The sequence below is a fragment of the uncultured Pseudophaeobacter sp. genome (assembly GCA_905479575.1).
GTDB lineage: Bacteria > Pseudomonadota > Alphaproteobacteria > Rhodobacterales > Rhodobacteraceae > Pseudophaeobacter.
This window is the reverse complement of sequence record CAJQNB010000008.1, coordinates 1-24,322: the sequence shown is the minus strand read 5'-3', so window position 1 is coordinate 24,322 and position 24,322 is coordinate 1. Positions and strand designations below refer to the sequence as shown.

Sequence of the window (24,322 nt, the reverse complement as noted above, 5' to 3'; positions counted from 1 at the left end):
TTTCTCCAGCTGCCTGCTTTTTGGGCTTTCGTGACGCGGCGTTGTCGGCGCAATCTTGCTGCAACCAGTGACGGTCCGACGTTTTGCGATTGGACTGCAGCCGTGACAGTGGGAAATGACAAAGGGTGTCGTGACAGGGTGAGTCAAACCACACAGAAAACTGACGTGATGCCGGTGGGCGTGGTTTTGCGCCGCTCTCCGGGTGTTACCCGCTGGGCCAAATGGAATTGGACGGTCTCGGGGCTCTTGCCTGCCGCGTCGGCGGCCGATTGGCAGCTGTTGCGCAGCGAGGGCGGTGTCAGAGAATACCATGCCGCGACCCTGCCACTGGAACTGCACCGCGCCGAAGCAGAGGCCTACATGCAGGCGCTGACCACCAATCCCCCGAGTGTCTATGTGATCCTGCGCGAGGCCAGCGAGGGGGAATTCCCGCTGGAGGTCACCCTGATCACCGCCTCACCGTTTGAGGCGCAGGACTATGCCGACAGTGGCGAAGAGCTGGTGGAGAAGGTGGCGATGCCCTCGGGGCTGGTGGCCTGGCTGCGTGAATTCACCCTGGCGCATTTCCAGGAAGAAGAGTTCAAGAAACGGCGCCGGGACAACAAGGATATCGGCGGTAGCGAAGATGGCATTGGCGATCCGCGCATTGCCCAGCTTACGGATGTATACCGCTCGCCCTCCTTGGCCAAAAAGGGGCGCATGCAATGAGCAGGGGTGATTTCTGGTCCCGTCGGCAGGCCGCCGTGGCCGCCGAGGCAGAGGCAGAACAGCGGGCGGAGGTCGCGGCAGAGGCTGCAGCACGGGAAGCGGAACTTGCTGAGCAAAGCGACGACGAAATCCTTTCCGCGCTGGATCTGCCTGCTCCCGAGAGCCTTAAGGACGGGGATGATTTCAAGATCTTTCTGACCGATCAGGTTCCCGCGCGCATCAAGACCCGCGCCCTGCGGCATCTGTGGCGCGCTAATCCAGTGCTTGCCTGCGTCGATGGGCTGGTGGATTATGGCGAGGACTTTACCGATGCGGCCTGTGTCATTGAGGGGCTGCAAACCGCCTATCAGGTGGGCAAAGGCATGACCAAACATGTCGAAGCGCTGGCCCAGGAGGCTGCGGCACAGGATGCCGCAACAGAGCAGGCTGAGGCCGAGCGGATCGCTGCCGAGGCCGAGGCGGACGACCCGCAGGCGTCCTCGGTGGCCGCGGTCGCAGCCACCGGGGAGGCGCCATCAGTTGCTGCCGCCGCGTCGCAACAGGTCGGCCAGCGTGCAAATGAACTGGCAGCAGCCCAGGCCGATCTGGACGAAGAGGCTGCTCTCTCCGGTGAGGCCTTGATCCCAGCGGCCCCCCGGCGCATGCGTTTCTCATTTGCAGAAACAGAGGCGCAGACATGAGCAGCAGCGAGACCACCCGCAAGGAGCCAAAAATAATGACAGACCTAGAGACCATGCCAGCGGCACCTGCGCCATCTGCTCCCATCCGGGCAGAGGACCAAATGCGCGCAGATCTCTACAACTATCTTGGCGTTATGCTGGCTGGCCCCCCGGATGAAATGCTGCTGGGGCAGACATCCGGTTTGGTGGGCGATGACAGTCCCCTGGGCGAGGCCATCAATGCGCTGGCCAAACTGGCGCGCCACAGCAAGCCTGCCTCGGCGGAGCGGGAGTTCAACAAGCTGTTCATCGGTTTGGGGCGGGGCGAGCTGCTGCCCTATGCCAGCTACTACCTGACGGGCTTTCTAAACGAAAAGCCACTGGCACAGCTGCGCCAGGACATGGCGGCAGGCGGGCTGACCCGTGCCCCCAACGCCTATGAGCCTGAGGACAACATCGCCTCTTTGATGGAGATGATGGGCGCGATGATTGCCGGGCGTTTTGGCACGGCCTCAGATCTGGTCCAGCAAAAACAGTTTTTTGGCAAACACATCGGCCCCTGGGCCGGACATTTCTTTTCGGATCTCGAAGGTGCCAAATCTTCGGTTCTCTATGCCGCGCTCGGCGCCGTCGGGCGGCAGTTCATGGAGATCGAAGCTGAAGCCTTTCGGATGAGCGCGGAGTAATCCGCAAAAGGGCGCTGGGCTTTGGCCCTGCGCTGTAACCCGTGAAACAAAACCTGGCATTTTGCGCCAGGAGGAGGAGTTCACATGAGCAAGAAAGATGAGGGGGCCAGCAGCCGCCGCGACTTTCTGAAAATGGCGGCGACAACTGCGCCGCTGGCTGCAGTGGCGGTTGCCACCAGCGGGTCAGAGGCCGCAGCCGCAGCACCTGATCTTGCATCCGACAAGATGCAAGATACTGCGCATACCCGCGCCTATTACGAAAGCACCCGGTTCTAACCAGCACCGGTCGCACACAAAAGACTATTCATTGACCACACGGCAACTGGTTGCGAGACGCCCGACCGCCACGTGGTTTCCTTGAACCAAGCGCGCTCTTTCCACTGTGAAGGGGTTAGCAAGGGAGGTTTATATGCTTAGGAAAAAGACCAACGGGGTTGCGAGACGCCCCCAGCGGAGCTCGATCCTCAATAAGGTCGCGGAAACATCCGTTGACCGCCGCTCGTTTTTACGCGGCTCTGGCCTGGCCATTGGCGGATTGGCAGCGATTAGCGCCACCGGCGGCACGGTCACGCAGGCCACGGCGGCCACGGCAGCCCAAGGCGCTGTCGACACGATCAAATCCATCTGTACCCATTGTTCCGTCGGCTGCACGGTTGTTGCCGAAGTACAAAGCGGTGTCTGGGTCGGGCAGGAACCCGGTTGGGACAGCCCCTTCAACCTTGGGGCACATTGCGCCAAAGGCGCCTCGGTGCGCGAACACGCCCATGGCGAACGCCGTCTGAAGTACCCAATGAAAAAAGAGGGCGGTGAGTGGAAGCGCATCTCTTGGGATCAGGCCATCGACGAGATCGGCGGCGGCATGATGGACATCCGCGAAGAAAGCGGCCCCGACAGCGTTTACTGGCTGGGCTCTGCCAAGCACAACAACGAACAGGCTTATCTGTTCCGCAAATTTGCCGCATACTGGGGCACCAATAACGTCGACCACCAGGCGCGGATCTGTCACTCGACAACTGTGGCAGGTGTGGCAAATACATGGGGCTACGGCGCCATGACCAACTCCTACAACGACATCCATAACTCCAAATCGATCTTCATCATCGGTGGCAACCCGGCCGAGGCACACCCCGTGTCGCTGTTGCACCTCTTGAAGGCCAAGGAGCAAAACAACGCGCCGGTTATCGTGTGTGATCCACGCTTTACCCGCACCGCGGCCCACGCGGACGAATATGTCCGTTTCCGTCCCGGCACCGATGTGGCGCTGGTCTGGGGGATCCTGTGGCACATCTTCGAGAACGGTTGGGAGGATAAAGAGTTCATCCGCACCCGTGTCTGGGGTATGGAACAGATCCGCGATGAGGTGAAACACTGGACCCCTGAAGAGGTCGAGCGCGTCACCGGCGCGCCGGGTGAGCAGTTGCAGCGCGTTGCGCGCACCCTGGCCAACAACCGTCCAGGTACGGTGATCTGGTGTATGGGTGGTACGCAGCACACCACCGGCAACAACAACACCCGCGCCTATTGCATCCTGCAGCTGGCGCTGGGCAACATGGGCGCCTCTGGCGGCGGCACCAATATCTTCCGTGGCCACGACAACGTGCAGGGCGCCACCGATCTGGGCGTGCTTTCGCATACTTTGCCGGGTTACTACGGGCTGTCCAAAGGGGCCTGGGCCCACTGGGCACGGGTCTGGGAAGAAGATCCCGAGTGGCTTGCCAATCAGTTCGACATGCTGAAAGGCGCCGACGGCAAGGACAAGAGCCTGCAGAACCTCAAAGGCATTCCTGTCAGCCGCTGGATTGATGGCATCCTTGAAGATAAGGACAACATCGATCAGCCCAACAACGTGCGGGCGATGGTTCTGTGGGGGCACGCGCCCAATTCGCAGACCCGGATGACGGAAATGAAAACGGCGATGGAAAAGCTGGATATGCTGGTCGTGATCGACCCCTATCCAACGGTTTCAGCTGTTTTGCAGGATCGTACCGATGGCGTCTATTTGCTGCCGGCCTGTACCCAGTTTGAAACCCGTGGCTCTGTCACCGCGTCAAACCGCTCGTTCCAGTGGCGTGACCGCGTTGTGGAACCGCTGTTTGAAAGCCTGCCGGATGAGGTCATCATGGCCAAGTTCGCCAACAAGTTCGGCTGGGCGGATCGTCTGTTCCGCAATATCGAAATGGAAGACCCCGAGACACCTGTGGTGGAAAGCATCACCCGGGAGTTCAACAAGGGTCTCTGGACCATTGGTTATACGGGTCAAAGCCCGGAGCGGCTGAAACTGCATATGGCCAACCAGCACACCTTTGACCGCACCACGTTGCGGGCTGTGGGTGGCCCTGCGGATGGCGATTTCTATGGTCTGCCGTGGCCTTGCTGGGGCACGCCCGAGATGAACCACCCCGGCACGCCAAATCTCTATGATATGTCGCGGCCGGTCTCTGAGGGTGGTCTTACCTTCCGTGCCCGTTTTGGCGTTGAACGTGATGGCGACAACCTGCTGGCTGAAGGCGTCTACAGCAAGAATTCGGAAATCCAGGACGGATACCCTGAATTCACCATGCAGATGCTGATGGATCTGGGCTGGGACGGCGACCTGACGGACGCAGAGCGCGCCTCGATTGAGGCCGTGGCAGGTCCCAAGACCAACTGGAAAACCGACCTGTCCGGCGGGATTCAGCGGGTGGCGATCAAGCACGAATGTGCGCCCTTTGGCAATGCCAAGGCCCGCGCCGTGGTCTGGACCTTCCCGGATCCGGTGCCAATTCACCGCGAGCCGCTGTATACCAACCGTCGTGATCTGGTTGCAGACTACCCAACATATGAGGACCGTCAGTCTTATCGTCTGCCGACCCTGTATGCGTCGATCCAGAAAAACGATGTCTCCAAGGACTATCCGATCATCCTCACCTCTGGGCGACTGGTGGAATATGAGGGCGGCGGTGAAGAGACGCGCTCGAACCCTTGGCTGGCAGAATTGCAGCAGGACATGTTTGTCGAAATCAACACACGCGACGCCAATAATCTGGGCGTACGTGACGGCGAACAGTGTTGGGTCGAAGGCGCAGAGGGCGGCAAGGTCAAGGTCATGGCCATGGTCACCGAACGGGTGGGGGCGGGCGTTGCCTTTATGCCCTTCCACTTTGGCGGCCATTTCCAGGGCAAGGATCTGCGGGACAAATATCCCGAAGGATCAGACCCCTACGTCCTGGGTGAAAGCGCCAACGTGGCCTTTACCTATGGCTATGACAGCGTCACGCAAATGCAAGAGAGCAAATGCACTCTTTGCAAAATCACTGCAGCATAAGGAGAGAGAAACATGGCAAGAGCAAAGTTCCTCTGTGACGCCGAACGCTGCATTGAATGTAATGCCTGCGTAACCGCCTGTAAAAACGAGCACGAAGTCCCCTGGGGGATCAACCGTCGCCGCGTTGTCACCATCAATGATGGCAAACCCGGTGAACGTTCGATCTCGGTGGCCTGTATGCATTGTTCCGATGCGCCCTGCATGGCCGTTTGCCCGGTGGACTGCTTCTACCAGACTGATGACGGTGTGGTGCTGCACTCCAAAGATCTCTGTATTGGCTGCGGCTATTGCTTCTATGCGTGCCCCTTTGGCGCACCGCAATATCCACAGGCCGGCAGCTTTGGCAGCCGTGGTAAGATGGACAAATGCACCTTCTGCGCCGGTGGCCCCGAGGAGAACAATTCCAATGCGGAGTTCTCCAAATATGGCCGCAACCGGATTGCCGAAGGCAAGCTGCCCATCTGCGCCGAGATGTGTTCCACCAAGGCTCTGCTGGCTGGTGACGGCGATACTGTTTCGGCGATCTACCGGGAACGTATCGTGGCACGTGGCTTTGGCTCCGGTGCTTGGGGCTGGGGCACAGCCTATGAACAAAAGGGCGGTTAACCGCCTTTGACGTTCGCGTGATACGGGGGCGGCCTGCGTGATGTGGGCCGTCCGCGATCTCTTGTATTCAAATTTGTGACCTGCAAAGGAGTGTGGCCCATGCTGCGCCTGGCATCTCTATTTTTCGTGCAGCTTACGCTGTGTTTCTTCCTGATCTCCGACGTAGCGGTGGCGCAGGCGGTCACGACAGACGCGGCGGGGGCAGTGGACCGCAGTGCAACCGGTGGCGCGCAGACTCTGGATGATATTCTGGCGCGGCAACGGGGGCAGGCGCTGGATGACAGTTTTCGCAAAGACAACACCGGGGACCCCGAATCCGCAGCGGCGATAAGCGCCCAGCTGGGCACCCTGGGCGGGGTTTCCGACCCTGAACTGTGGCGGCAGCTGCGCTACGGCACTGCCGATGTGAAGGTCTCCAGCGGCGGCGAGGTTGCCAAGGTGCTGGTGCAGGACGGCGGCATGCGCTGGCTCGCGTTCCGTGAAGGTCCCTTGCGCCAGTATGGCGGCTGGCTGTTGCTGGGCACCATTGGTGTGCTTTTGGTGTTCTTTGTGTTGCGCGGCAGAATTCGCATTGATGGCGAAAAAACCGGGCGCACCGTGACGCGGTTCAAAGCCATCGAACGCATTGGTCACTGGCTGTTGGCAGGGTCATTCATCGTGCTGGGGGTGACCGGGCTATTGTCCCTGTTTGGCCGACTGGTCATTGCGCCCTATTTGGGCAAAGCGCCCAATGCGGCGCTGTTGGACCTGAGCAAATGGCTGCACAACACGGTGGCCTGGGGGTTTATTCTCGGGTTGGTGATGATCTTTGTGATGTGGGCGGTCCACAATATTCCAAATCGTACGGACCTGGTCTGGCTGCGCCAGTTCGGCGGCATCATCGGTTCAGCCCACCCACCTGCCAAGAAATTCAACGCCGGACAAAAGATGATATTTTGGTCCGTTGTGCTGTTTGGCACCTCAATCTCGCTGTCGGGTGTGTCATTGCTGTTCCCCTATGAATTGCCGCTCTTTGCCAAGACATTTGGCCTGCTGAACGCCTCGGGCCTGTCCGAGCTGTTGGGATTGGGCCTGTTGCCGGTTGAGCTGGCGCCACAGGAAGAAATGCAGCTGGCGCAGGCGTGGCATGCCATTCTGGGCTTTGTGCTGATGGCGATCATCATTGCCCATATCTACATCGGCTCGGTGGGCATGGAAGGCGCTTATGATGCCATGGGGTCGGGCGAGGTAGACGAGGCCTGGGCCAAACAGCACCACTCGATCTGGCTGGAAGAGGTGCAGCGCGACCAAGCGCAGGCCCCTAAAAATAGCGCTGCCACGCCCGCCGAATAGGTGAGCCGTAAAGTCAGAGGTTTGATTTTTGCGGGTAAAGGCGTCAGGCTCAGGTGGGGGAGACCGGGATGAGAGACGGGATAGGAACGGCAATGCGTCCGGCTGACAGCACGAGCGATGAATATGGTGAGAACCTCGCCGGGGCCTCGATCCTGGTGATTGATGATGAGCCGGGCATGCGCAACTTCCTCACCAAAATCCTGGCGCCGCGTTGCAAACGGGTGGAGCAGGCGGCTTCGGCGGCTGCGGCCTCGGCCATATTGGATCAGGCGCATTTTGATCTGATCATTCTGGATAATCTCATGCCCGGAAAAACCGGCCTGGAATGGGTGCAGGAACAACGCCGGGTGGGATTGTTTGCCGACACTATTCTGGTCACCGCCTATGCCGATCTGGAAACCGCGATCCTGGCCCTGCGGGCTGGGGTGGCGGATTTTGTGCTCAAACCGTTTCGGGCCAATCAGATCCTAAACTCGATCGCCCGGGCGCTGGACCGCAAATACCTGCGGCGGGAAAACTATCTGCTGAAGCACGAACTCTCGGCAGAGGGCGCGACGGGGCGGGGACGGTTGTTGGGCAAATCCGCAGCCATCAGCCAGGCCCGCGATATGCTGCACCGCCTGGCGCCGCTGCCGACACCGGTCTTGTTCACCGGAGCCAGCGGCACCGGCAAGGAGATCGCGGCGCGGACCCTGCATTCGCTGTCGGACCGTGCGGAAAAACCCTTTGTGGCGGTGAACTGCGCGGCGATCGCGCCGGACCGCATTGCCCATGAGCTGTTTGGGCAGATTGACGATCAGAACCGGCGCAGGGATGGTCTGTTTTTGCATGCGGATGGCGGCACGCTGTTTCTGGATGAAGTGGCGCAGATGCCGGATCAGGTTCAGGCGGCACTGCTGCGGGTGCTGGAGGATCAGCGGGTGCGCCCGGTCGGGGCGGAACGGGATATCCCGCTCAACCTGCGTTTTCTTTTTGCCACCAACGCGGATCTGCAACAGGCCGTGGCAGACGGGCGGTTCCGTGCTGATCTCTATCATCGGATCAATGTGGTTGAGATCCAGATGCCGCCGCTGAAGGATCGGGTCGAAGACATTGTCGAGTTGGCTGCCCTGTTCATGGAGCAATTTGCCAGCAGTCTTGGCATGGCGGCCTTGGAGCTGAATGAAGATACTTTACTGAAGTTTTCACGCTATGACTGGCCGGGAAATGTGCGGGAGCTGCGCAATCTTATCGAACGCTCGGTGATCCTGGGGGAGTTTCCCGAGGAGTTTGCCGGCAAGGGCGGCATTACCGGTGTGGCGGCGGTTGAATCCCTGGACCTGGTCACTCAGCGTCATATTATGCATGTGCTGGATGCCTGTGATGGCAACCGGGCCGAGGCAGCCCGCCGTTTGGGAGTGTCGCGCAAAACAGTTGACCGGAAGTGTTCCAGCTGGGAAGTCTGACCGTGCTTGCGTCCATAGCATTTGTTGCAGACGGTGGCTCTCCCGCGCCCAGTCTTTGTTCTGGAGAGCGCGAGGCCAGAACCGCGCCGATGGGCCTTGGGCCGGGCGCGCAGTGCGGGCCATAGCGCGGGTATTCAGCAATTGCGTGACAGAATACTAAGACAGGGTATTGATCTGTCGGCTATTGGGCGGCGGATGTGGTTTCAGCGGCTTGTGAAGCTTCTGCGGCGGGAAGCCAAATGGAGAAGGCGGCTCCGCCGGCCTTGCGGTTGCGCGCGGAAATAATACCGCCGGCGCGCTGGATCAGGGTTTGACTGATCGAGAGCCCCAGGCCCGTGCCCTCGCCAAGTTTTGTGGTGTAAAACGGATTGAACACCGCCGCGAGATGATCTTCGGGGATGCCGCAGCCGCTGTCGGCAACCGTGAGCAGGGCACCGTAGCGGTCGTCGCGGTCAGCGCCCTGCAGGGATAGGGTCAAAGTGCCGTCGCCCTCCATAGCTTGGGCGGCGTTGAGGATCAGGTTGATCACCACCTGTTGCAGCTCGCCCGGATCGATGCGGACCGGAGGGGCAGGGTGCGTTTCCTGATCAAACCGTTTTTCCACCTGGATTGCCTGTCGCGCGATCACATGATCAACCAACACCAGGCAATCAGTGACCAGAGGCGCTAGATCCAGGCACTCCTCAAAGGTGCCAAATTCCGAGGGCCGGGCAAATTGCAACAGCTTGCTGACGATGGCGCCAATACGCATCACTTGATTGTCGATGAGATCCAGTTCGGTCCCCACCTCCAGTGCCTCATCGGGGCCCAGGGTCATGCGGATCACATCCACATTGCCCTGGATTACCGCTACCGGGTTGTTGATCTCATGGGCGACCCCGGCGGTGATTTCTCCGATCGAGGCGAGCTTTTCACTCATCACCAGTTGTTGAAAGGTCTCTTCCAGTTTCTTGTTCGCCGCGCGCAGTTCGACAGTGCGCCGATCTACCCGCTGGTTCAGCTCCCCTGCCCAATCGCGCAGGCGTTGGTCACGCTCCTGGATCTGATCCAGAAGACTGTCGAGATGCCCTGCCACCTGGCCAATTTCATCCTGCCGCCCGGTGCTGCCATTGCGCGCTGTCAGGTCGCCACGTTCCACCCGCTTCATTGTCAGGCTCATCCGTTCCAAGGGCGAAAAGATCCCCTTGGCCAGCCATAAAAAAAGTGGGGCGGACAAGGCCAAGACAGCCAGGAACACCGCAACAATTGTCCAGTAGGCCTCTTTTTTGGCGGCGGTATAAGGCGCTTCGAGAAACCCGACATAGAGCATGCCCACCCGGGTGCCATAGCTGTCGGTCAGGGGCAGATAGCCGGAAATATACCAGTCATTGACCACAAAGGCGCGGTTCAGCCAAGTCAGCCCCTCTCCCAGCACCTTGTTGCGCACCACCGCTGAAACGCGGGTGCCAAGGGCGCGCACGTCCTCGAACAGGCGCACATTGGTTGAGATGCGGGTATCGTCCAGAAACAGGGTGGCAGTGCCCTGACGGTTCTGTTCAGCCGGGCCGCCGAGATAGACCAGCGCATTGAGCGTGTCGATAAAGCCAAGGTTGCGATTGAGCAACCGACCGCCGCGCAGCACACCGTGATGGCCAAGGGTGGCAACCGGGGCGGCGGTATGCAGCACCATGCCGCGATCTTCGACCTGGCGCGAGGTCGGCGCGGCGGCTTCGGTCTCGATCAGGGAAATTCGGGCTTGGTCTGCCAGATGGGGGGCGACATCGGTAAGGTCATCCGCGGAGAAAATATCAATCTGCGACGCGCGCTGGCCCCTGGATGCGGCCTGAATGACTGGCCAGTCCCCCAAGTCAGGTGTCAGGTCAGAGAGGGTGAGATAGTCCAGAAAATCCAGTTGCAGGTCATCGCGCAGCGCCTGCAGGTGGGCCTGAACCTCTGCGGGGCCTTTGGCCAGCGCCTGATGAAAGGCAGTAGAATTGGCAATGCTGCGCAGGCTTTCTGCGCTGCCAATCTGCAAATGGCCCAGATATTGCTCTGCAATGCGCAAATCGCTTTCGACCTTGGCGATGAGCACCGCATCGTAATCGGCGTTCCACCGGGCCATCGCCAGTGTCAGCAGCAATGGCATCAGCACGGCAAGGGGCAACAGAGCCAGCAGGAGCAATCTGAGACGGACGGATTTCAGCAGCGTTTCTCCCCTGGTGGGGCGATCCAGCCCTCTGTTTGCATCCTGCCAGAGTGCCATTTCTTGATGCAAAATTGCAAGGAAAAGCCAGGCGCTGAGACGCCTGACAGGATCTCGGTCCGGGTGCTAGGTGGTCTAGATCAGGCTGCCCATATGCCGCGCGGTGTCCAGCATCCGATTGGAAAATCCCCATTCATTGTCATACCAGCTCACCACCCGAACCAGGCCCCCAGCCGTTACCGTGGTTTGAGCGGGAGCAAAGCAGGAGGAATGGGGATCATGGTTGAAATCAACCGACACCATCGGGTCTTGCTCATAGGAGAGCACGCCTTTTAGTGGCCCTTCAGCTGCGGCCTGGACGGCGGCATTGATTGCTTCTGGCGTTGCGGGGCGCTCAGGCATGAAGCTCAGATCCACCATGGATACATTGGGGGTGGGCACCCGGATGGCGGAGCCTTCGAGGCGGCCTTTGAGCTGCGGTAAAACCTCGGCAATGGCGCGCGCTGCCCCGGTTGAGGTGGGCACCATCGACAGGGCGGCCGCGCGCCCCCGATAGAGATCGCTATGGGGGCTGTCATGGGTGGGCTGGTCGCCGGTGTAAGCGTGAATAGTGGTCATGTACCCGGTCTGAATGCCAAAGCTCTGATCCAGCACCTGGGCCAGTGGCGCCAGGCAATTGGTGGTGCAGGAGGCATTGGAGACAATCAGATCTTCCGCGGTAAGCGCGGTGTGGTTGACGCCGTAAACCACGGTCCGGTCCATGTCTTTGCCCGGTGCCGACAGCAGCACCCGTTTGGAGCCATTGGCCAAATGGGCGGCAGCTGCGTTGCGGCTGGTGAAATGCCCGGTGCATTCCAGGGCAATGTCCACATCCGACCAGGGCAGGTCTTTGGGGTCACGCATAGCGGTCAGGCGAATGGTCTTTCCGGCCAGGACGATGTGGTCTGTGCCCGTTTCAACCGGTGTTTTCAGGCGCCCGTGCACCGAGTCATATTTCAGCAGATGCGCCAGTGTTTCTACCGAGGCCAGATCATTGATCGCCACCACTTCCATATCCCCGGTGCCATTTTCCAAAAGCGCGCGCATCACGCCACGGCCAATGCGGCCAAATCCATTGATTGCGATTTTGAGGGTCATATGGAGGCTCCGTTTCGTGGATGAGTTATATTGTTAGCGATAACGTTGCTCGAACCGTTATCGCTAACGAAATCGAAAAGCAACCCTGTTGAAGATCAGGTGACTGTGATCTTCAGGTTTTGAACTGACCCCACAATAGAAACCGGCCCCTCGCGCAGATCCCAGCGTATGGCGGGAACGAGCCCACAGTGACGGTACTTGCTGAGTTCCAGTTTGAGGGAATTCGGCGGTCGGAATTTGTCATCTTAAATGGTAAGTTGTTGTGAGATTGGCCAAACGGCTACTTGGAGGAGTATTAAAAAATGACTGCGTTCGTAATTGGACAAATGCACATCCAAAGCCGCGACTGGATGGATGAGTATTTTGCAAAAATCCCCACTGTGGTATCTGATAATTCGGGCAAGTTTATAGTACGCGGTGGAGATCCAGAACATCTGGAAGGGGAAAGCAAATTGCCAGATGCCGCCTTTATCATCGAGTTCCCTGACCGGGAACATGCCCGACGATTTTGGGCTTCAGATGAATTTCAAGCGCTCGCGATTTTGCGACGATCTGGCTCTTTTCTAAACGCTATCTTGGTCGACAAGCTGCCATAGATGGACGGCAGCTTTGTCCGCGTTTTGAACCTTCGTGTGCTCTGCGTCGAGGGACCGGTCTGGGGCTAATGTTTGTGGTTTGAAGCAGGACAGCCTGACGCGGACCACTGAGGGGATGCAGAACGTCCGGCGTCTCCAATGCGTTCGTAAGATCCTCAATCTTGCAGTTTTGCTCAGCAGCACTTGCGGTGGAGCACGAAGTACAAGACCATGTGCGCATGACAAAAAAAATGCTCCTGAAGGATGTTGCCCGGCTTGCCGGTGTCAGCGAAATGACCGCCAGTCGCGCGCTGCGTGGCGCCCGGGATGTTTCAAAATCAACCCGCGCCAAGGTCGAGGAGATAGCCCGCGCCCATGGCTATGTGCCCAATCGCATTGCCGGCTCTCTGTCGTCGCAATCGGTGAACCTGGTGGCTGTGGTGGTCCCCTCGCTCAACAGTTTTGTCTTTCCCGAAGTGCTGTCCGGGATTTCTTCGGTGTTGAAACAAAGCCCGCTAAAGCCCGTTGTTGGTATTTCCGGCTATGAGCTGAATGAGGAAGAGGAGGTCATCCGCGAGATGCTGAGCTGGCGACCTTCTGGCCTGATCGTGGCTGGGTTGGAGCACAACGATGCCACCCGGCGGATGCTCTTGCAGGCGGATTGTCCGGTGGTCGAGGTGATGGATGTTGATGGCACGCCACTGCGCCACTGCGTTGGTATTTCGCATTTGCAGGCGGGACGGGATATGGCGGCGCAAATCCTGGCGCGGGGCTATCGGCGCATCGGTTTTATCGGCACCAAGATGCCGCAGGATTTTCGCGCCCGCAAACGCTTTGATGGCTTTGCCGAAGGGCTCGCTGCGCAGGGGGTAACACTGGTGGATCTGGAGCACTACGCCGGCGACAGCTCGATAGAAACCGGGCGTGCGCTGACCGCAAATATGCTGGCGCGCCAGCCGGATCTGGACTGTATTTACTATTCCAGCGATGTGATGAGCGTCGGCGGCTATATGCACTGCCTTGCCACTGGGCTGTCGGTGCCCGGGGATGTGGCCTTGGCGGGGTTCAATAATCTACAGATTCTATCGGGACTGCCGCTGCAATTGGCGACCACCGATGCCTGCCGCCGTGACATTGGCGAACGGGCCGCAGAAATTCTGCTGCAGGCGCGTGACAGCGCAGAAGAACTGGCGCCCATATGCGAAGCGCTGAGCCCGCGTATCAGTCTGGGCCAGTCCTTGTAGGCGCAGTGTTCAGATCCGCGCGGTCCGTCTCTCAACTAAAAACTCCCCGGCCATGGACCGGGGAGCAGGAACCGTGAAGGATCGTTTGGTTTACAGTGCTGCTTTGAACAGCTGCGTCAGGTTTTCTTCTGTCAGCTCAATGGGGTTGCCGCCGCAAGACGGGTCAATGAGTGCGCCTTTGACCAGATCGGGGATCGAGGCCTCGGTGACGCCGAGATCCGACAGGCCGCGCGGAATGCCCATGCTGTCGTTCAGCTCCTGCACGTAAGCGCGGAAGCCGTCAAAGCCGCCCTCAATCCCCAGATATGCGGCTGCCATATTGAAACGGTCGGCAATTTCAGGGGCGTTGAACTCAAGCACCGCCGGCATACAGACGGCATTGGTGGTGCCGTGGTGGGTGTTGAAATGGGCTCCGATCGGGTGGCTCATGGCGTGGATAGCGCCGAGACCTTTCTGGAAACCAGTGGCCCCCATGGCGGCGGCTGACATCATCTGCGCGCGGGCCTCGATGTCGCTGCCATCGGCATAGGCCCGGGGCAGGTAGTCTTTGACCAGACGCATGCCTTCCAGTGCAATGCCCTGCGACATTGGGTGGTAATGCGGTGAGGAAAAGGCCTCAACACAATGGGCAAAGGCGTCCAGACCCGTGCCAGCGGTGATGAACTTTGGCATCCCAACGGTGAGTTCCGGGTCACAGATCACCACGGTGGGCAGCACTTTGGGGTGAAAGATGATCTTTTTCACATGGCTGACAGAATCGGTAATCACCGAGGCGCGCCCGACTTCGGACCCGGTGCCTGCGGTGGTGGGCACTGCAATGATCGGGGCAATGGCATCTGCATCGGCGCGGGTCCACCAATCGCCAATGTCTTCAAAATCCCATATTGGTCGGGTCTGACCTGCCATAAAGGCGACCATTTTTCCCAGATCCAGACCCGAGCCGCCGCCAAAGGCGATGACGCCATCATGGCCACCTGCGTTATAGGCCGCGACACCGGCCTCCAGGTTCTTCTCATTTGGGTTGGGGTCTACTTCAAAAAAGATCCCCCGACCCAGGCCTGCGGCCTCCATGATGTCGAGAGTGCTTTTGGTGACGGGCAAATCCGCCAGCCCCTTGTCGGTGACCAGCAGTGGCTTTTTGATCCCGGCAGAGGCACAGGCCTCACCCAGTTCTTTAATCCGGTCGGCGCCGAATTTGATTGCGGTCGGATAGGACCAGTTTCCAACGAGGTTCATAAGCGTTTTCCTGTGATGGAGCGGGAGAGGGGGCGCTGCCCCCGCTTGCCTTGCGGCAAGCTCCCCCGAGATATTTGTAGTAAGATGAAGGCTGCTAGGCGGTGCGTTTCTTCAGGTGATAGCTTTTGGGGCGGGTGAGGTTCTGATAGCCGATGACGGACAAACCTCCCCCGCGGCCAGTGTTCTTGCAACCAGTCCAGCACAGGCTGGGATCGAGGTAATCCGCACGGTTCAGGAACACGGTGCCGGTTTCGATCTCATCACCGATGCGGGCGGCGCGGTCCAGATCTCGGGTCCAGAGCGAGGCGGTGAGGCCAAATTCGCTGTCGTTCATCAGCGCGATAGCCTCGGCGTCGGAAGACACTTTCATGATGCCAACCACGGGCCCAAAGCTTTCATCCCGCATCACTCGCATCTCATGGGTGACATTTGTCAGGATCTGCGGGGTCAGATAGGCACCACCATCGTCTTCGGCCATGGTGGGGATATGCGCCACGGCGCCCGCGGCGATGGCCTCGTCAATCTGGGCGCGCACTTCAGCGGCAAAACGCACATTGGCCATTGGGCCCATGGTCGTTGTCTCCTGCAGTGGATTGCCCAGTTTGTAGCCTTTGACGATCTCGACCGCCTTGGCGACAAAATCATCATAAAGGCTTTCGTGCACATAGATGCGTTCAATACCGCAGCAGCACTGGCCGGCGTTGAACATGGCGCCATCGATCAGCGTATCCACCGCCGCATCCAGATCGGCATCTTCCATCACATAACCGGGATCTTTGCCGCCCAGCTCGGTGCCGACGCCGGTAAATGTACCAGCAGCAGCGCGTTCCATTGCCTGGCCGCCGCCAACTGACCCGGTGAAATTGACAAAGTCAAAGGCGCGGTCCGAAATCAGGGCCGAAGTGGTGTCATGGTCCAGGAATACGTTCTGGAACACCTCGGCAGGGACCCCAGCAGCCTGGAAGGCCGCTGCCATGCGTTCCCCGACAAGCAGGGTTTGCGTGGCATGTTTCAGCACCACGGTATTGCCGGCAATCAGGGCTGGTGCCAGCGTGTTGATCGCCGTCATATAGGGATAGTTCCAGGGGGCCACGATGAAGACAACCCCATGTGGAACGCGCTTGATGTAGCGTTTAAAGTCAGCATCATCGCCAACTTCGATATCTGCCAGCGCAGTTTCGGCAATCTCTGCCATGTAGGAACTGCGCTCGTTAAAGCCGCCAAACTCGCCACCATAGCGCACCGGGCGCCCCATCATATGGGCCAGCTCGGGCACGATTTCATCGTTCATCGCGCCAACAGCGGCTACGCCTGCCATGACCAGCTTGATGCGTTCCTGCACTGGGCGTGCAGCCCAGGCCTTTTGCGCCGCGCGCGCCGCAGTGGCGACAGCAAATCCCTCTTCGCGGGACAGGGTCTGGCGCTCTGCATAAACCGATCCGTCAATCGGAGAGATACATTTCAGGGTCTGGCCCATGTTCATCCTCATCTCGTTTGAAAGGGGAGCCCCCCCTTCATCTTGCTAAAAATACCTTCGCCGAAGGCCGCGCGTCGTTAGACGCGCTCAAACCCACGGGCGATTTCATAGTCGGTGACCACGCGGTCAAAATCTTCGATCTCAACTTCGGCGGCGCGGGTGTAGTGGTCCACCACATCATCGCCCATGGCAGCGCGCAGCATGGCAGAGTCTTTAAGGCTGAGACGGGCGTCGCGCAGGGTTTCCGGGATCATCCCGCTGTCGCCCTGATAGACATCGCCCGTTGCGGGCGCCTGCAGCTGCAGCCCTTCTTCGATACCCGCAATACCAGCAGCCAGCATGGCTGCCATCGCCAGGTAGGGGTTCATATCCGACCCCGGAATGCGGCATTCGACGCGGATTGATTTGCTGCCAACACCACAAAGACGATATCCGGCGGTGCGGTTGTCCACCGACCAGATGATGCGAGTGGGGGCAAAAGTGCCCTTCATGAAGCGCTTGTAGCTGTTGATGTAGGGCGCCATGAAATAGGTGTAGTCAGGCGCGTACTTCAGCAGGCCAGCCATATAATTCTTCATCAGATCGGACATGCCAAGCGCATCTTGCGCGTCATAAAAGGCGGGCTTGCCATCTTTCCACAGGGACTGGTGCACATGGCTGGAGGAGCCCACTTTGTCGTGACGCCATTTCGGCAGGAAGGTCACCGCGTGGCCCTGCTGCCAGGCGATCTCCTTGGTGGCGTGCTTGGCGATGGTGTGGAAATCGGCGGTGTCCTGCGCCCGGCCATATTTGATGTTCAGCTCTTCCTGGCCGGTTTCGGCCTCACCCTTGGTGCATTCCACCGGGATCCCGGCGTTCCACAGGTGATTGCGCAGGGGGCGCATCACGTGCTCTTCCTTGGTGGTCTGCAGGATGTGGTAGTCCTCGTTGTAGCCAGAAATAGGCTGCAAATCGCGGAAATCCGATTTGCGGATCTCGTCAAAGCTTTTCTCGAACAGGAAAAACTCCAGTTCGGTCGCGGTCATGGCGTCAAAGCCAAGCGCGTCAAGGCGGCGAATCTGTTTCTTCAAAATGGCGCGGGGACTATGGGGGATCTCTTCGTGGCTGTGGTGATCCAGCACATCACACAGCACCATCACCGTACCCTCGAGCCAGGGCAGGGGGCGCAGGGTGGCAAGATCGGGTTTCATCACATAATCGCCATAGCCGGATTCCCAGCTGGTCGAGGCAAAGCCATCGGGCGTTGCCATTTCCAGGTCGGTGGCCAGCAGATAGTTGCAGCAATGGGTCTCTTCCCAGGCGCCAGCAACAAAATGCCCGGCGTGAAAGCGTTTGCCCATCAGGCGGCCCTGCATATCCACAAGGCAAACCAGCACGGTATCCACCTCGCCAGCGGCAACTTGGGCTTTCAGATCGTCAAAACTCAGAACACCAGTCATGGGGCATTTTCCTGTCTAGATAGAGTGTCCCGGCACCAGCGGCGCCGGGACAGATGGGTTTAGCCGTAGCGGTAGGGGCGACCGGCTTTTTGCATGTCAGCATTATACTTCTTGAAGATCTCGACAACCTTGGCCTTGGTGGGGCTTTCGGCGGCGATTTCATCCCAGAATTTGACCGCTGCATCTTCGACGGTTTTCCATTCCGCGTCTGGAATAGAGGTCAGCTCCATCTTGGGGCCATTGACCCGCAGGGAGGCTTCGCCACCCCAATACCACCACTGACGGTAGTAGTGCGACTGGTCACAACAGACGCGGAACAGGGTCTGCAGATCTTCGGGCAGCTCGTTCCAGCGACCCTGGTTGGCAAAGAAGGATCCCGCCCAGGCACCAGAGATGTTGTTGGTCAGGAAGTAGTTGGTCACATCGGCCCAGCCAACAGTGTAGTCTTCGGTGATGCCCGACCAGGCAACCCCGTCCAGTTCGCCGGTTTGCAGGGCGACTTCGATGTCTTCCCAGGGCAGGGTGACAGGCACGACGCCAAACTGGCTGAGGAAACGACCCGCAGTTGGGAAGGTGAAGACGCGCTTGCCTTTGAGGTCAGCGAGGCTGCGGATTGGGTCTTTGGTGGCAAAGTGGCAAGGATCCCAGGCGCCGGCAGAGATGTGTTTGACGCCAACCTTGGAATATTCCTCGTCCCAGATCTCGTTCAGGCCATACTGGTTGAACAGCACAGGCACGTCGAGCGAGTAGCGCGAGCCGAAGGGGAAGTAGCCGCCAAAAACGGTGACCTCGGTGGGCGAGGCCATCGAGTCATCATCCGACTGCACGGCGTCAATGGTGCCGCGCTGCATGGCGCGGAACAGCTCACCTGTGGGGACCAGTTGATCGGCATAGAACAGCTCGATCTGCATGCGGTCGCCTGCGATCTGGTTGAACATGTCGATGGCGGGTTTCACCACGTGCTCGGCCAGGGCTGTGCCGGCATAGGTCTGCATCCGCCATTTGATGGTGGATTGTGCCAGGGCTGGTGTCGCCAGCGGGGCGGCCATTGCCCCCACACCAGCGGTTTGCAGAAACTTACGTCTTGTTGTCATTACACTCACTCCTTGTTGACTCTCGGTTGTGAAATCAGGCCCCCGCGCGGGGCTCTTTTTGGTTTATTCGGGTGTTTCATCACCTGCCGTAGACCAGGTCTGGCAGCCACAGGGCGATCTGTGGGAAGGCCATGATCAGGGCCAGTGCCACCACCATGACGGCGGCAAAGGGGATGATGGAGATATAGATATCCTTCAGGCCAATCTCTGGCGGGGCCATGGCGCGCATCAGGAACAGGTTATAGCCAAAGGGGGGCGTCATATAGGCGATCTGCGTGGTGATGGTATATAGCACCCCGTACCAGATCAGATCAAATCCAAGGGCGCCCACCAGTGGCACATAAAGCGGCGCAACAATCACCAGCATGGCGGTGTCGTCCAGGAAGGTTCCCATCACGATAAAGCTCAGCTGCATCAGGATCAGGATCATCCAGGGGCTTAGCCCCAGTTGTGCGGTGAACAGATCCTCGATGGCCTTTACCGCGCCCAGCCCGTCAAAGATGGCGCCAAAGCCCAGGGCTGCCAGGATGATCCACATGAACATGCAGGAAATCCCCAGGGTAGACCGAACAGTGGTTTCAAACACCGCCTTGTTCATCCGACCTTTGAGGATGGCGGCGATAAAGGCGGTCATGGCACCAATGGCAGAGCTTTCGACCAGTGAAGTCCAGCCATTTACAAAGGGCACCATCATGGTGGCAAAGATCGCCAGGGGCAGGACGCCGGAAAACAGCAGCCGGTGCTTTTCCTTGAGGAAGACATCCCGGTAGAACAGCGGCATGGCGCGGGTGGCAAAGCCCAGAACGGCCGCACCGAGGGCAAAACCAATGGCAGATTTTGGCGCGATAACGTCCAGTTTCACCAAAAGCGGCACCAGCACGATCCCGGCCAGCACGATGAAGTTCAGCCGCAGCGGATGGGTGCTGATCTCATCATATTCGGCCAGTTCTTCGTGGCTCATGGCGGGGCCAAGGTCAGGCTGCATCTTGGCGCGGATATAGATGTAGATGATGAACATGGTGGCCATCAGCAGGCCGGGGACGACACCAGCCAGCCAGAGCTGCCCCACGGGTTGACGCGCAATCATCGCATAGAGCACCAGAACCACCGAAGGCGGCACCAGAATGCCCAGAGAGGACCCGGCCTGGATGGTGCCGGTGACCAAGATCTTGTCATAGCCCCGGCGCAGCAATTCGGGCAGGGCGATGGTGGCGCCAATGGCCATACCGGCCACCGACAGGCCATTCATCGCGGAAACCAGCACCATCAGCCCGATGGTGCCAATGGCCAGACCGCCCTGTACCGGACCCATCCAGACGTGGAACATCCGGTAAAGATCATCTGCAATTTTGGATTCCGACAGCACATAGCCCATGAAGATGAACATCGGCAGGGTCAGCAGCGGATACCATTTCATCAGCTTCATGGAGGCGGCAAAGGGGATCTCGACCCCGCCGGTGCCCCAAAGCAGCATCCCCGCCACAGCGCCAACAAATCCGATGGCGCCAAACACCCGCTGGCCGGTCATCAGCATCAGCATCATGCCGGCAAACATGACAACGGCGATCAATTCATAAGGCATCAGATTTCAACTCCGCGAAGACGTCCGATATCGCGGAACAATTCGGCAAGGCATTGCAACAGCATCAGAAAGACACCGAAGCAGAGGATAGATTTCACCGGCCACAGATAGGGGCGCCAGGCGGTGGAACTGCGCTCGATATAGCCGATCTTGCCCCAGGCGGCGCTTGGGCCCTCGGTAAAGAAGGTCACGATGATATCGCCAAAGAAAGAGAACGGCTCTAGCCCAAAATAGCCCAGGCTGTAGGCCATCGAGCTGACCGCGCCATAAAGCAGGATGCCCAGGTAGGTCATGAGGAACAAGACGGTAAAGGCATCGACAAGAGCCTTGGTCCGGGTGGTCCAGCCACCATAGAACAGATCCATCCGCACGTTTGATCCCATCTGCATCGAATAGGGTCCGCCTAGAATGTAGTAGGCCACCATGATGAACTGAGCCATCTCCAGCGTCCAAAGCGAGGGATTGAAAAAGGTCTTGGAGACCGAGGACCACAAGAGAACCGCGATAAGGGCAAAGATCAGATACATGGCAAAACGACCAATCACCCTGTTCATCGCCTCCACGGCGCGAATGTAGCGCAGGATAAGTTTAGGCACTGGTGCCTCCTTCGGCCTTTAGGGCTGCCAGCGCCGGGCGCAGCAGGGCCAACAGCTCATCCGCCATCTGGGTTTCTTGCTGAGGGGTGCGCAGCAGGTCGTTGCGGACTTCGATCATCACATTGGGGAGCCCGTTTTCCAGCCCGTGAATTTGCAGAGAATGGGTCACGCCGTCTTCTGGCCCGTAAGGCTCATTGCGGTCCACCTGGCGCTGGGGCAGGGCAGAGGCCTGCGCCAACATGGCATCGGCAAGCCGCGTGTCACTGGCGTGCAAGATGCCGATTTCCACTGCGCGGGGGGTGCCGTAGTACACTGGTGTAAAGCTGTGAATGGTGATCAGCGCGGTCTGCAGCCCTTCGGCCTTGCGTCGCTCGATCATCTGGTCAACCGCAGTGATGAAAGGCTGATAAACCGTGTCAACGCGTTCCGCACGCTGCGCTTCCGTCAGCGCGACATTGCCGGGCACTTCAATCAGTTCAGATTTCTCCGGCATCGCCGAAGCCGCTTCTGGGGGGCGATTGCAGTCATAGACAAGACGGGAAATGCACGAGGCAATCAGAGGCGAGTCAAGGGCGTCAGATAGAGCCTTTGCCACGGCCAATGCGCCGGGGTCCCAGGCTGCGTGGCTCTGGCGATCGGCCCCCACCAAACCCAAATCGCCGTAGCGATCCGGGATGTGATGACTGGCGTGCTCGCACAGGATCAAAGCCTCACCACGGCCGGTGCCGTTGAACACTTCGTAAGCCGCACAGGGAGCGTGGGAATCGCTCAACGTCATTCATCTCTCCTCGTTTTGAAAAAATCTTTTCACGAAGCAATATTTCTGTCAATATTATTTCAGAAGGGATTTCTGCGATACTGGTAACCGCGGCGGTATTTCGGGTATACTGTGCCTCTTGCCGCCTGTTTTTTGATCACCCCGAGGAGGGATGCCACTGTGACCAAACCGCCGCTCACCGTGCGAGAGTTGATCCGGGATCAATATAAAACGCTGACCCAGTCAGAGCGCAAATTTGCCAATTCGCTGCTGGAGAATTATCCAGTGGCTGGATTGGCCTCGATCACTATTGTAGCCTCCAACGCCGATGTCTCCACGCCCACTGTGGCGCGAATGGTGCAAAAGCTGGGGTTCAAAGGCTACCCGCAGTTTCACCAGGCCCTGCTCAAGGAACTGGAGGCTAAGGTTTCGGGGCCGACACAGCGGCGCGAAAACTGGGCTGCCGAGGCGCCAGAGGGGCATTTGCTCAACCGGTTTTCCCAGGCGGTGACCGATAACCTCAGTCAGACCTTTTCCAATGTAGACACCGGCCAGTTTGATGCGGCTGTGCGGCAGCTCGCCAATACCGAGGCGCGGCTCTATGTGGTTGGCGGTCGGATCACTCGGGCGCTGGCTGACTATGCCTTTACCCATTTTCAGGCGATCCGGCAGCGGGTGACACATATGACCTCTTCCTCCGCCACCTGGCCGCACTATGTGTTGGACATGGAGCCGGGGGATACCCTGCTGATGTTTGACGTGCGCCGCTACGAGACCAACCTGCAACGGCTTGCTGAGCTGGCTGCCGAGCGGGGTGTCAAAGTGGTGCTGATCACCGATCAATGGGCCAGTCCGGTGACTGCGGTGGCTGAACATGCCTTCAATTGCTGGGTTGAAATCCCCTCGGCTTGGGATTCGAATATCTCGACCATGATGTTGCTGGAGGCGATGATTGCCGCCACCCAGGAGGAAAGCTGGGACAAGACCAAAGAGCGCTATGATCGCCTGGATGAACTCTTTGACACCACGCGGCTGTTTCGCAAGTTCTCCTGAGGCGCGGGCCATGCGCTGTGGTGGATGGACAGGGCAGGCGGCTTGCGTCATGTTGGGCCCGTCAGCTCTTGCCTTGTCGTAGGTCTTAGGGGCTGTTTTGAACATTTCCTTTCAGGTTAAGACATCCATGATCAAATCTGCTGCTTTCTTCCCTGCGCTTGTTGTTGCCGCATCTGTTGTATTTGCCTCTGTCCCGGCAACGGCCAAGCCCCTGAGCCGAATTTTAGCCCAATCGCCGCTGTCGCCTGTCGATTTTGACACGATGCGCGCGGCCGAATCCGCGCTGTATGAGCATGCGAGGGTAACAGTTGGCAGTTCGGTCAAGTGGAGCAACCCGCAAACGCGCTCCCATGGTGTGGTCAACGTGACAGCAAAGCAGGGCGCCTGCGTTTCGCTGAAACACGTGACTCACCCCAATGGCGGAGCTGCGACGGTAAGCGCCTCTCGTCGCTTCTGTCGGCAGGCCAGTGGCAAGTGGCTGTTGTCGCAATAACCGAGACCTGACCTCCTGCGAAGGTGTCTCTCTTAGATATGCGTCGGGGGTTTCTCCGATCGTAGCTTTTTCTTTTCAACCAGGAATACAATCATGACTGAAATCACCCGTCTCCACACCGGCGCCCGCATGAGCCAGATCGTAGTGCATGGCGATACCATCTATCTTGCCGGGCAGGTCGGTACCAAAGGCGCCAGCGTGGCCCAGCAGACCCAGGACTGCCTGGATAAGATCGACGCCCTGCTGGCTGAGGTCGGGTCTGACAAGACCCGCATCCTGCAGACCACCATCTGGCTGGCCGATATGGCCGACTTTGAGGAAATGAATGCGGTTTGGGACGCTTGGGTCCCCGAGGGCAATGCGCCGGCCCGCGCCTGTGGTGAGGCCAAACTGGCCCTGCCGGAGTTCCTGGTAGAGTTCCTGGTGACCGCCGCCAAGGCTTGATGTCTCTGCCTGGGGCGGTTGTCCTTCCAAAAGCTCTGAGAGGTTCGGCTGTTAGCCGGGCCTCTTTTTGTATTCCCGCACAAGGCATTTGGTTTTCCGGTGCAGCTCTTTCGGGTTTTTCTCTGGGGCATTGTGTTGTTTGTTTTGATTCCTTTTGTTGAGTCTGTGGGTAATGTTGTGGGTAAGTTGGATTTTGGTTGTTTTGTGGTTTGTGGGGGCTGTTTTTGAGGGTGTTTGGGGTGTGGGTGTGGGGGTGGTTTGTGTGGTAAGGTG

Annotated in this window: 23 protein-coding genes; 13 read left to right on the top strand and 10 right to left on the bottom strand. The window is 58.9% G+C overall.

All coding sequences use genetic code 11. The annotated features are described in order from the left end of the window. The first annotated feature begins 168 nt into the window (after positions 1 to 168). The 8 genes from QZ268_RS03445 to QZ268_RS03410 all read left to right on the top strand — a co-directional run bounded on the left by QZ268_RS03445 (position 169) and on the right by QZ268_RS03410 (position 8,740). Positions 169 to 708: a DUF3305 domain-containing protein gene (locus QZ268_RS03445; protein WP_295448117.1), complete on the top strand. Its 540-nt coding sequence runs from the start codon at positions 169 to 171 to the stop codon at positions 706 to 708. Beyond that, entirely contained in the window at positions 705 to 1,388 is a 684-nt protein-coding gene (locus tag QZ268_RS03440; protein ID WP_295448012.1) for a DUF3306 domain-containing protein, read from the top strand. The genes QZ268_RS03445 and QZ268_RS03440 overlap by 4 nt, the downstream gene beginning before the upstream one ends. A 35-nt stretch (positions 1,389 to 1,423) precedes the next feature. Beyond that, a complete protein-coding gene (locus QZ268_RS03435; RefSeq protein WP_295448009.1) occupies positions 1,424 to 2,053 on the top strand; it encodes a molecular chaperone TorD family protein in 630 nt (209 codons plus the stop codon). A gap of 84 nt (positions 2,054 to 2,137) precedes the next feature. Beyond that, on the top strand, positions 2,138 to 2,329 hold the full coding sequence (locus QZ268_RS03430; RefSeq protein WP_295448007.1) for a twin-arginine translocation signal domain-containing protein: 192 nt from the start codon (positions 2,138 to 2,140) through the stop codon (positions 2,327 to 2,329). 133 nt (positions 2,330 to 2,462) lie between these two features. Then, entirely contained in the window at positions 2,463 to 5,357 is a 2,895-nt protein-coding gene (locus tag QZ268_RS03425) for a formate dehydrogenase subunit alpha (protein WP_295448004.1), read from the top strand. 12 nt (positions 5,358 to 5,369) lie between these two features. Further along, positions 5,370 to 5,963: a formate dehydrogenase FDH3 subunit beta gene (fdh3B, locus tag QZ268_RS03420; RefSeq protein ID WP_027241428.1), complete on the top strand. Its 594-nt coding sequence runs from the start codon at positions 5,370 to 5,372 to the stop codon at positions 5,961 to 5,963. Positions 5,964 to 6,062: 99 nt separating this feature from the next. Continuing rightward, on the top strand, positions 6,063 to 7,295 hold the full coding sequence (locus QZ268_RS03415) for a formate dehydrogenase subunit gamma (protein WP_295447999.1): 1,233 nt from the start codon (positions 6,063 to 6,065) through the stop codon (positions 7,293 to 7,295). A gap of 92 nt (positions 7,296 to 7,387) precedes the next feature. After that, positions 7,388 to 8,740 carry a sigma-54 dependent transcriptional regulator gene (locus tag QZ268_RS03410; RefSeq protein ID WP_295447996.1) on the top strand — a complete coding sequence of 451 codons (1,353 nt, stop codon included), beginning with the start codon at positions 7,388 to 7,390 and terminating at the stop codon, positions 8,738 to 8,740. Positions 8,741 to 8,921: 181 nt separating this feature from the next. Here the strand turns inward: QZ268_RS03410 and QZ268_RS03405 are convergent, their stop codons facing one another. Further along, the gene (locus QZ268_RS03405) at positions 8,922 to 10,982 is read right to left on the bottom strand and encodes a cache domain-containing protein (protein WP_295447993.1); all 2,061 of its coding nucleotides are present in this window, start codon (positions 10,980 to 10,982) and stop codon (positions 8,922 to 8,924) included. 75 nt (positions 10,983 to 11,057) lie between these two features. Continuing rightward, a complete protein-coding gene (gene gap, locus QZ268_RS03400) occupies positions 11,058 to 12,059 on the bottom strand; it encodes a type I glyceraldehyde-3-phosphate dehydrogenase (protein ID WP_295447990.1) in 1,002 nt (333 codons plus the stop codon). 302 nt (positions 12,060 to 12,361) lie between these two features. Here gap and QZ268_RS03395 point away from each other — a divergent pair, with 302 nt between their 5' ends. Both QZ268_RS03395 and QZ268_RS03390 read left to right on the top strand, forming a co-directional pair. After that, the gene (locus tag QZ268_RS03395) at positions 12,362 to 12,655 is read left to right on the top strand and encodes a DUF1330 domain-containing protein (RefSeq protein ID WP_295447987.1); all 294 of its coding nucleotides are present in this window, start codon (positions 12,362 to 12,364) and stop codon (positions 12,653 to 12,655) included. A 218-nt stretch (positions 12,656 to 12,873) separates the two neighbouring features. Next, a complete protein-coding gene (locus QZ268_RS03390; protein WP_295447983.1) occupies positions 12,874 to 13,878 on the top strand; it encodes a LacI family DNA-binding transcriptional regulator in 1,005 nt (334 codons plus the stop codon). Positions 13,879 to 13,968: 90 nt separating this feature from the next. Here the strand turns inward: QZ268_RS03390 and QZ268_RS03385 are convergent, their stop codons facing one another. The 7 genes from QZ268_RS03385 to QZ268_RS03355 all read right to left on the bottom strand — a co-directional run bounded on the left by QZ268_RS03385 (position 13,969) and on the right by QZ268_RS03355 (position 22,080). After that, positions 13,969 to 15,114 carry an iron-containing alcohol dehydrogenase gene (locus QZ268_RS03385; protein ID WP_295447981.1) on the bottom strand — a complete coding sequence of 382 codons (1,146 nt, stop codon included), beginning with the start codon at positions 15,112 to 15,114 and terminating at the stop codon, positions 13,969 to 13,971. Between the two features lie 94 nt (positions 15,115 to 15,208). Beyond that, entirely contained in the window at positions 15,209 to 16,591 is a 1,383-nt protein-coding gene (locus QZ268_RS03380; protein WP_295447978.1) for an aldehyde dehydrogenase family protein, read from the bottom strand. A gap of 77 nt (positions 16,592 to 16,668) precedes the next feature. Then, positions 16,669 to 18,030 carry a glutamine synthetase family protein gene (locus tag QZ268_RS03375; RefSeq protein ID WP_295447975.1) on the bottom strand — a complete coding sequence of 454 codons (1,362 nt, stop codon included), beginning with the start codon at positions 18,028 to 18,030 and terminating at the stop codon, positions 16,669 to 16,671. Positions 18,031 to 18,089: 59 nt separating this feature from the next. Further along, a complete protein-coding gene (locus QZ268_RS03370; RefSeq protein ID WP_295447972.1) occupies positions 18,090 to 19,124 on the bottom strand; it encodes a TRAP transporter substrate-binding protein in 1,035 nt (344 codons plus the stop codon). A gap of 79 nt (positions 19,125 to 19,203) precedes the next feature. Further along, positions 19,204 to 20,706, bottom strand: a complete 1,503-nt coding sequence (locus tag QZ268_RS03365) for a TRAP transporter large permease subunit (protein ID WP_295447969.1) — start codon at positions 20,704 to 20,706, stop codon at positions 19,204 to 19,206. Next, positions 20,706 to 21,302, bottom strand: a complete 597-nt coding sequence (locus tag QZ268_RS03360; protein ID WP_295447965.1) for a TRAP transporter small permease subunit — start codon at positions 21,300 to 21,302, stop codon at positions 20,706 to 20,708. The genes QZ268_RS03365 and QZ268_RS03360 overlap by 1 nt, the downstream gene beginning before the upstream one ends. Further along, the gene (locus tag QZ268_RS03355) at positions 21,295 to 22,080 is read right to left on the bottom strand and encodes an N-formylglutamate amidohydrolase (RefSeq protein WP_295447962.1); all 786 of its coding nucleotides are present in this window, start codon (positions 22,078 to 22,080) and stop codon (positions 21,295 to 21,297) included. Before QZ268_RS03355 ends, QZ268_RS03360 begins: the two co-directional genes overlap by 8 nt. 159 nt (positions 22,081 to 22,239) lie before the next feature. On the opposite strand from QZ268_RS03355, the gene QZ268_RS03350 reads away from it, so the two are divergent. The 3 genes from QZ268_RS03350 (at position 22,240) to QZ268_RS03340 (ending at position 24,049) form a co-directional block, all read left to right on the top strand. Continuing rightward, positions 22,240 to 23,112: a MurR/RpiR family transcriptional regulator gene (locus tag QZ268_RS03350; protein ID WP_295447959.1), complete on the top strand. Its 873-nt coding sequence runs from the start codon at positions 22,240 to 22,242 to the stop codon at positions 23,110 to 23,112. A 127-nt stretch (positions 23,113 to 23,239) separates the two neighbouring features. After that, positions 23,240 to 23,605: a hypothetical protein gene (locus QZ268_RS03345; protein WP_295447956.1), complete on the top strand. Its 366-nt coding sequence runs from the start codon at positions 23,240 to 23,242 to the stop codon at positions 23,603 to 23,605. 93 nt (positions 23,606 to 23,698) lie between these two features. Beyond that, positions 23,699 to 24,049 (top strand): RidA family protein, encoded by a 351-nt coding sequence (locus tag QZ268_RS03340; RefSeq protein WP_295447953.1) that lies wholly within the window; start codon positions 23,699 to 23,701, stop codon positions 24,047 to 24,049. A gap of 51 nt (positions 24,050 to 24,100) precedes the next feature. Here the strand turns inward: QZ268_RS03340 and QZ268_RS03335 are convergent. Beyond that, positions 24,101 to 24,322 (bottom strand): hypothetical protein (locus QZ268_RS03335; RefSeq protein ID WP_295447950.1); only part of this gene is annotated, 222 nt, incomplete at its 5' end.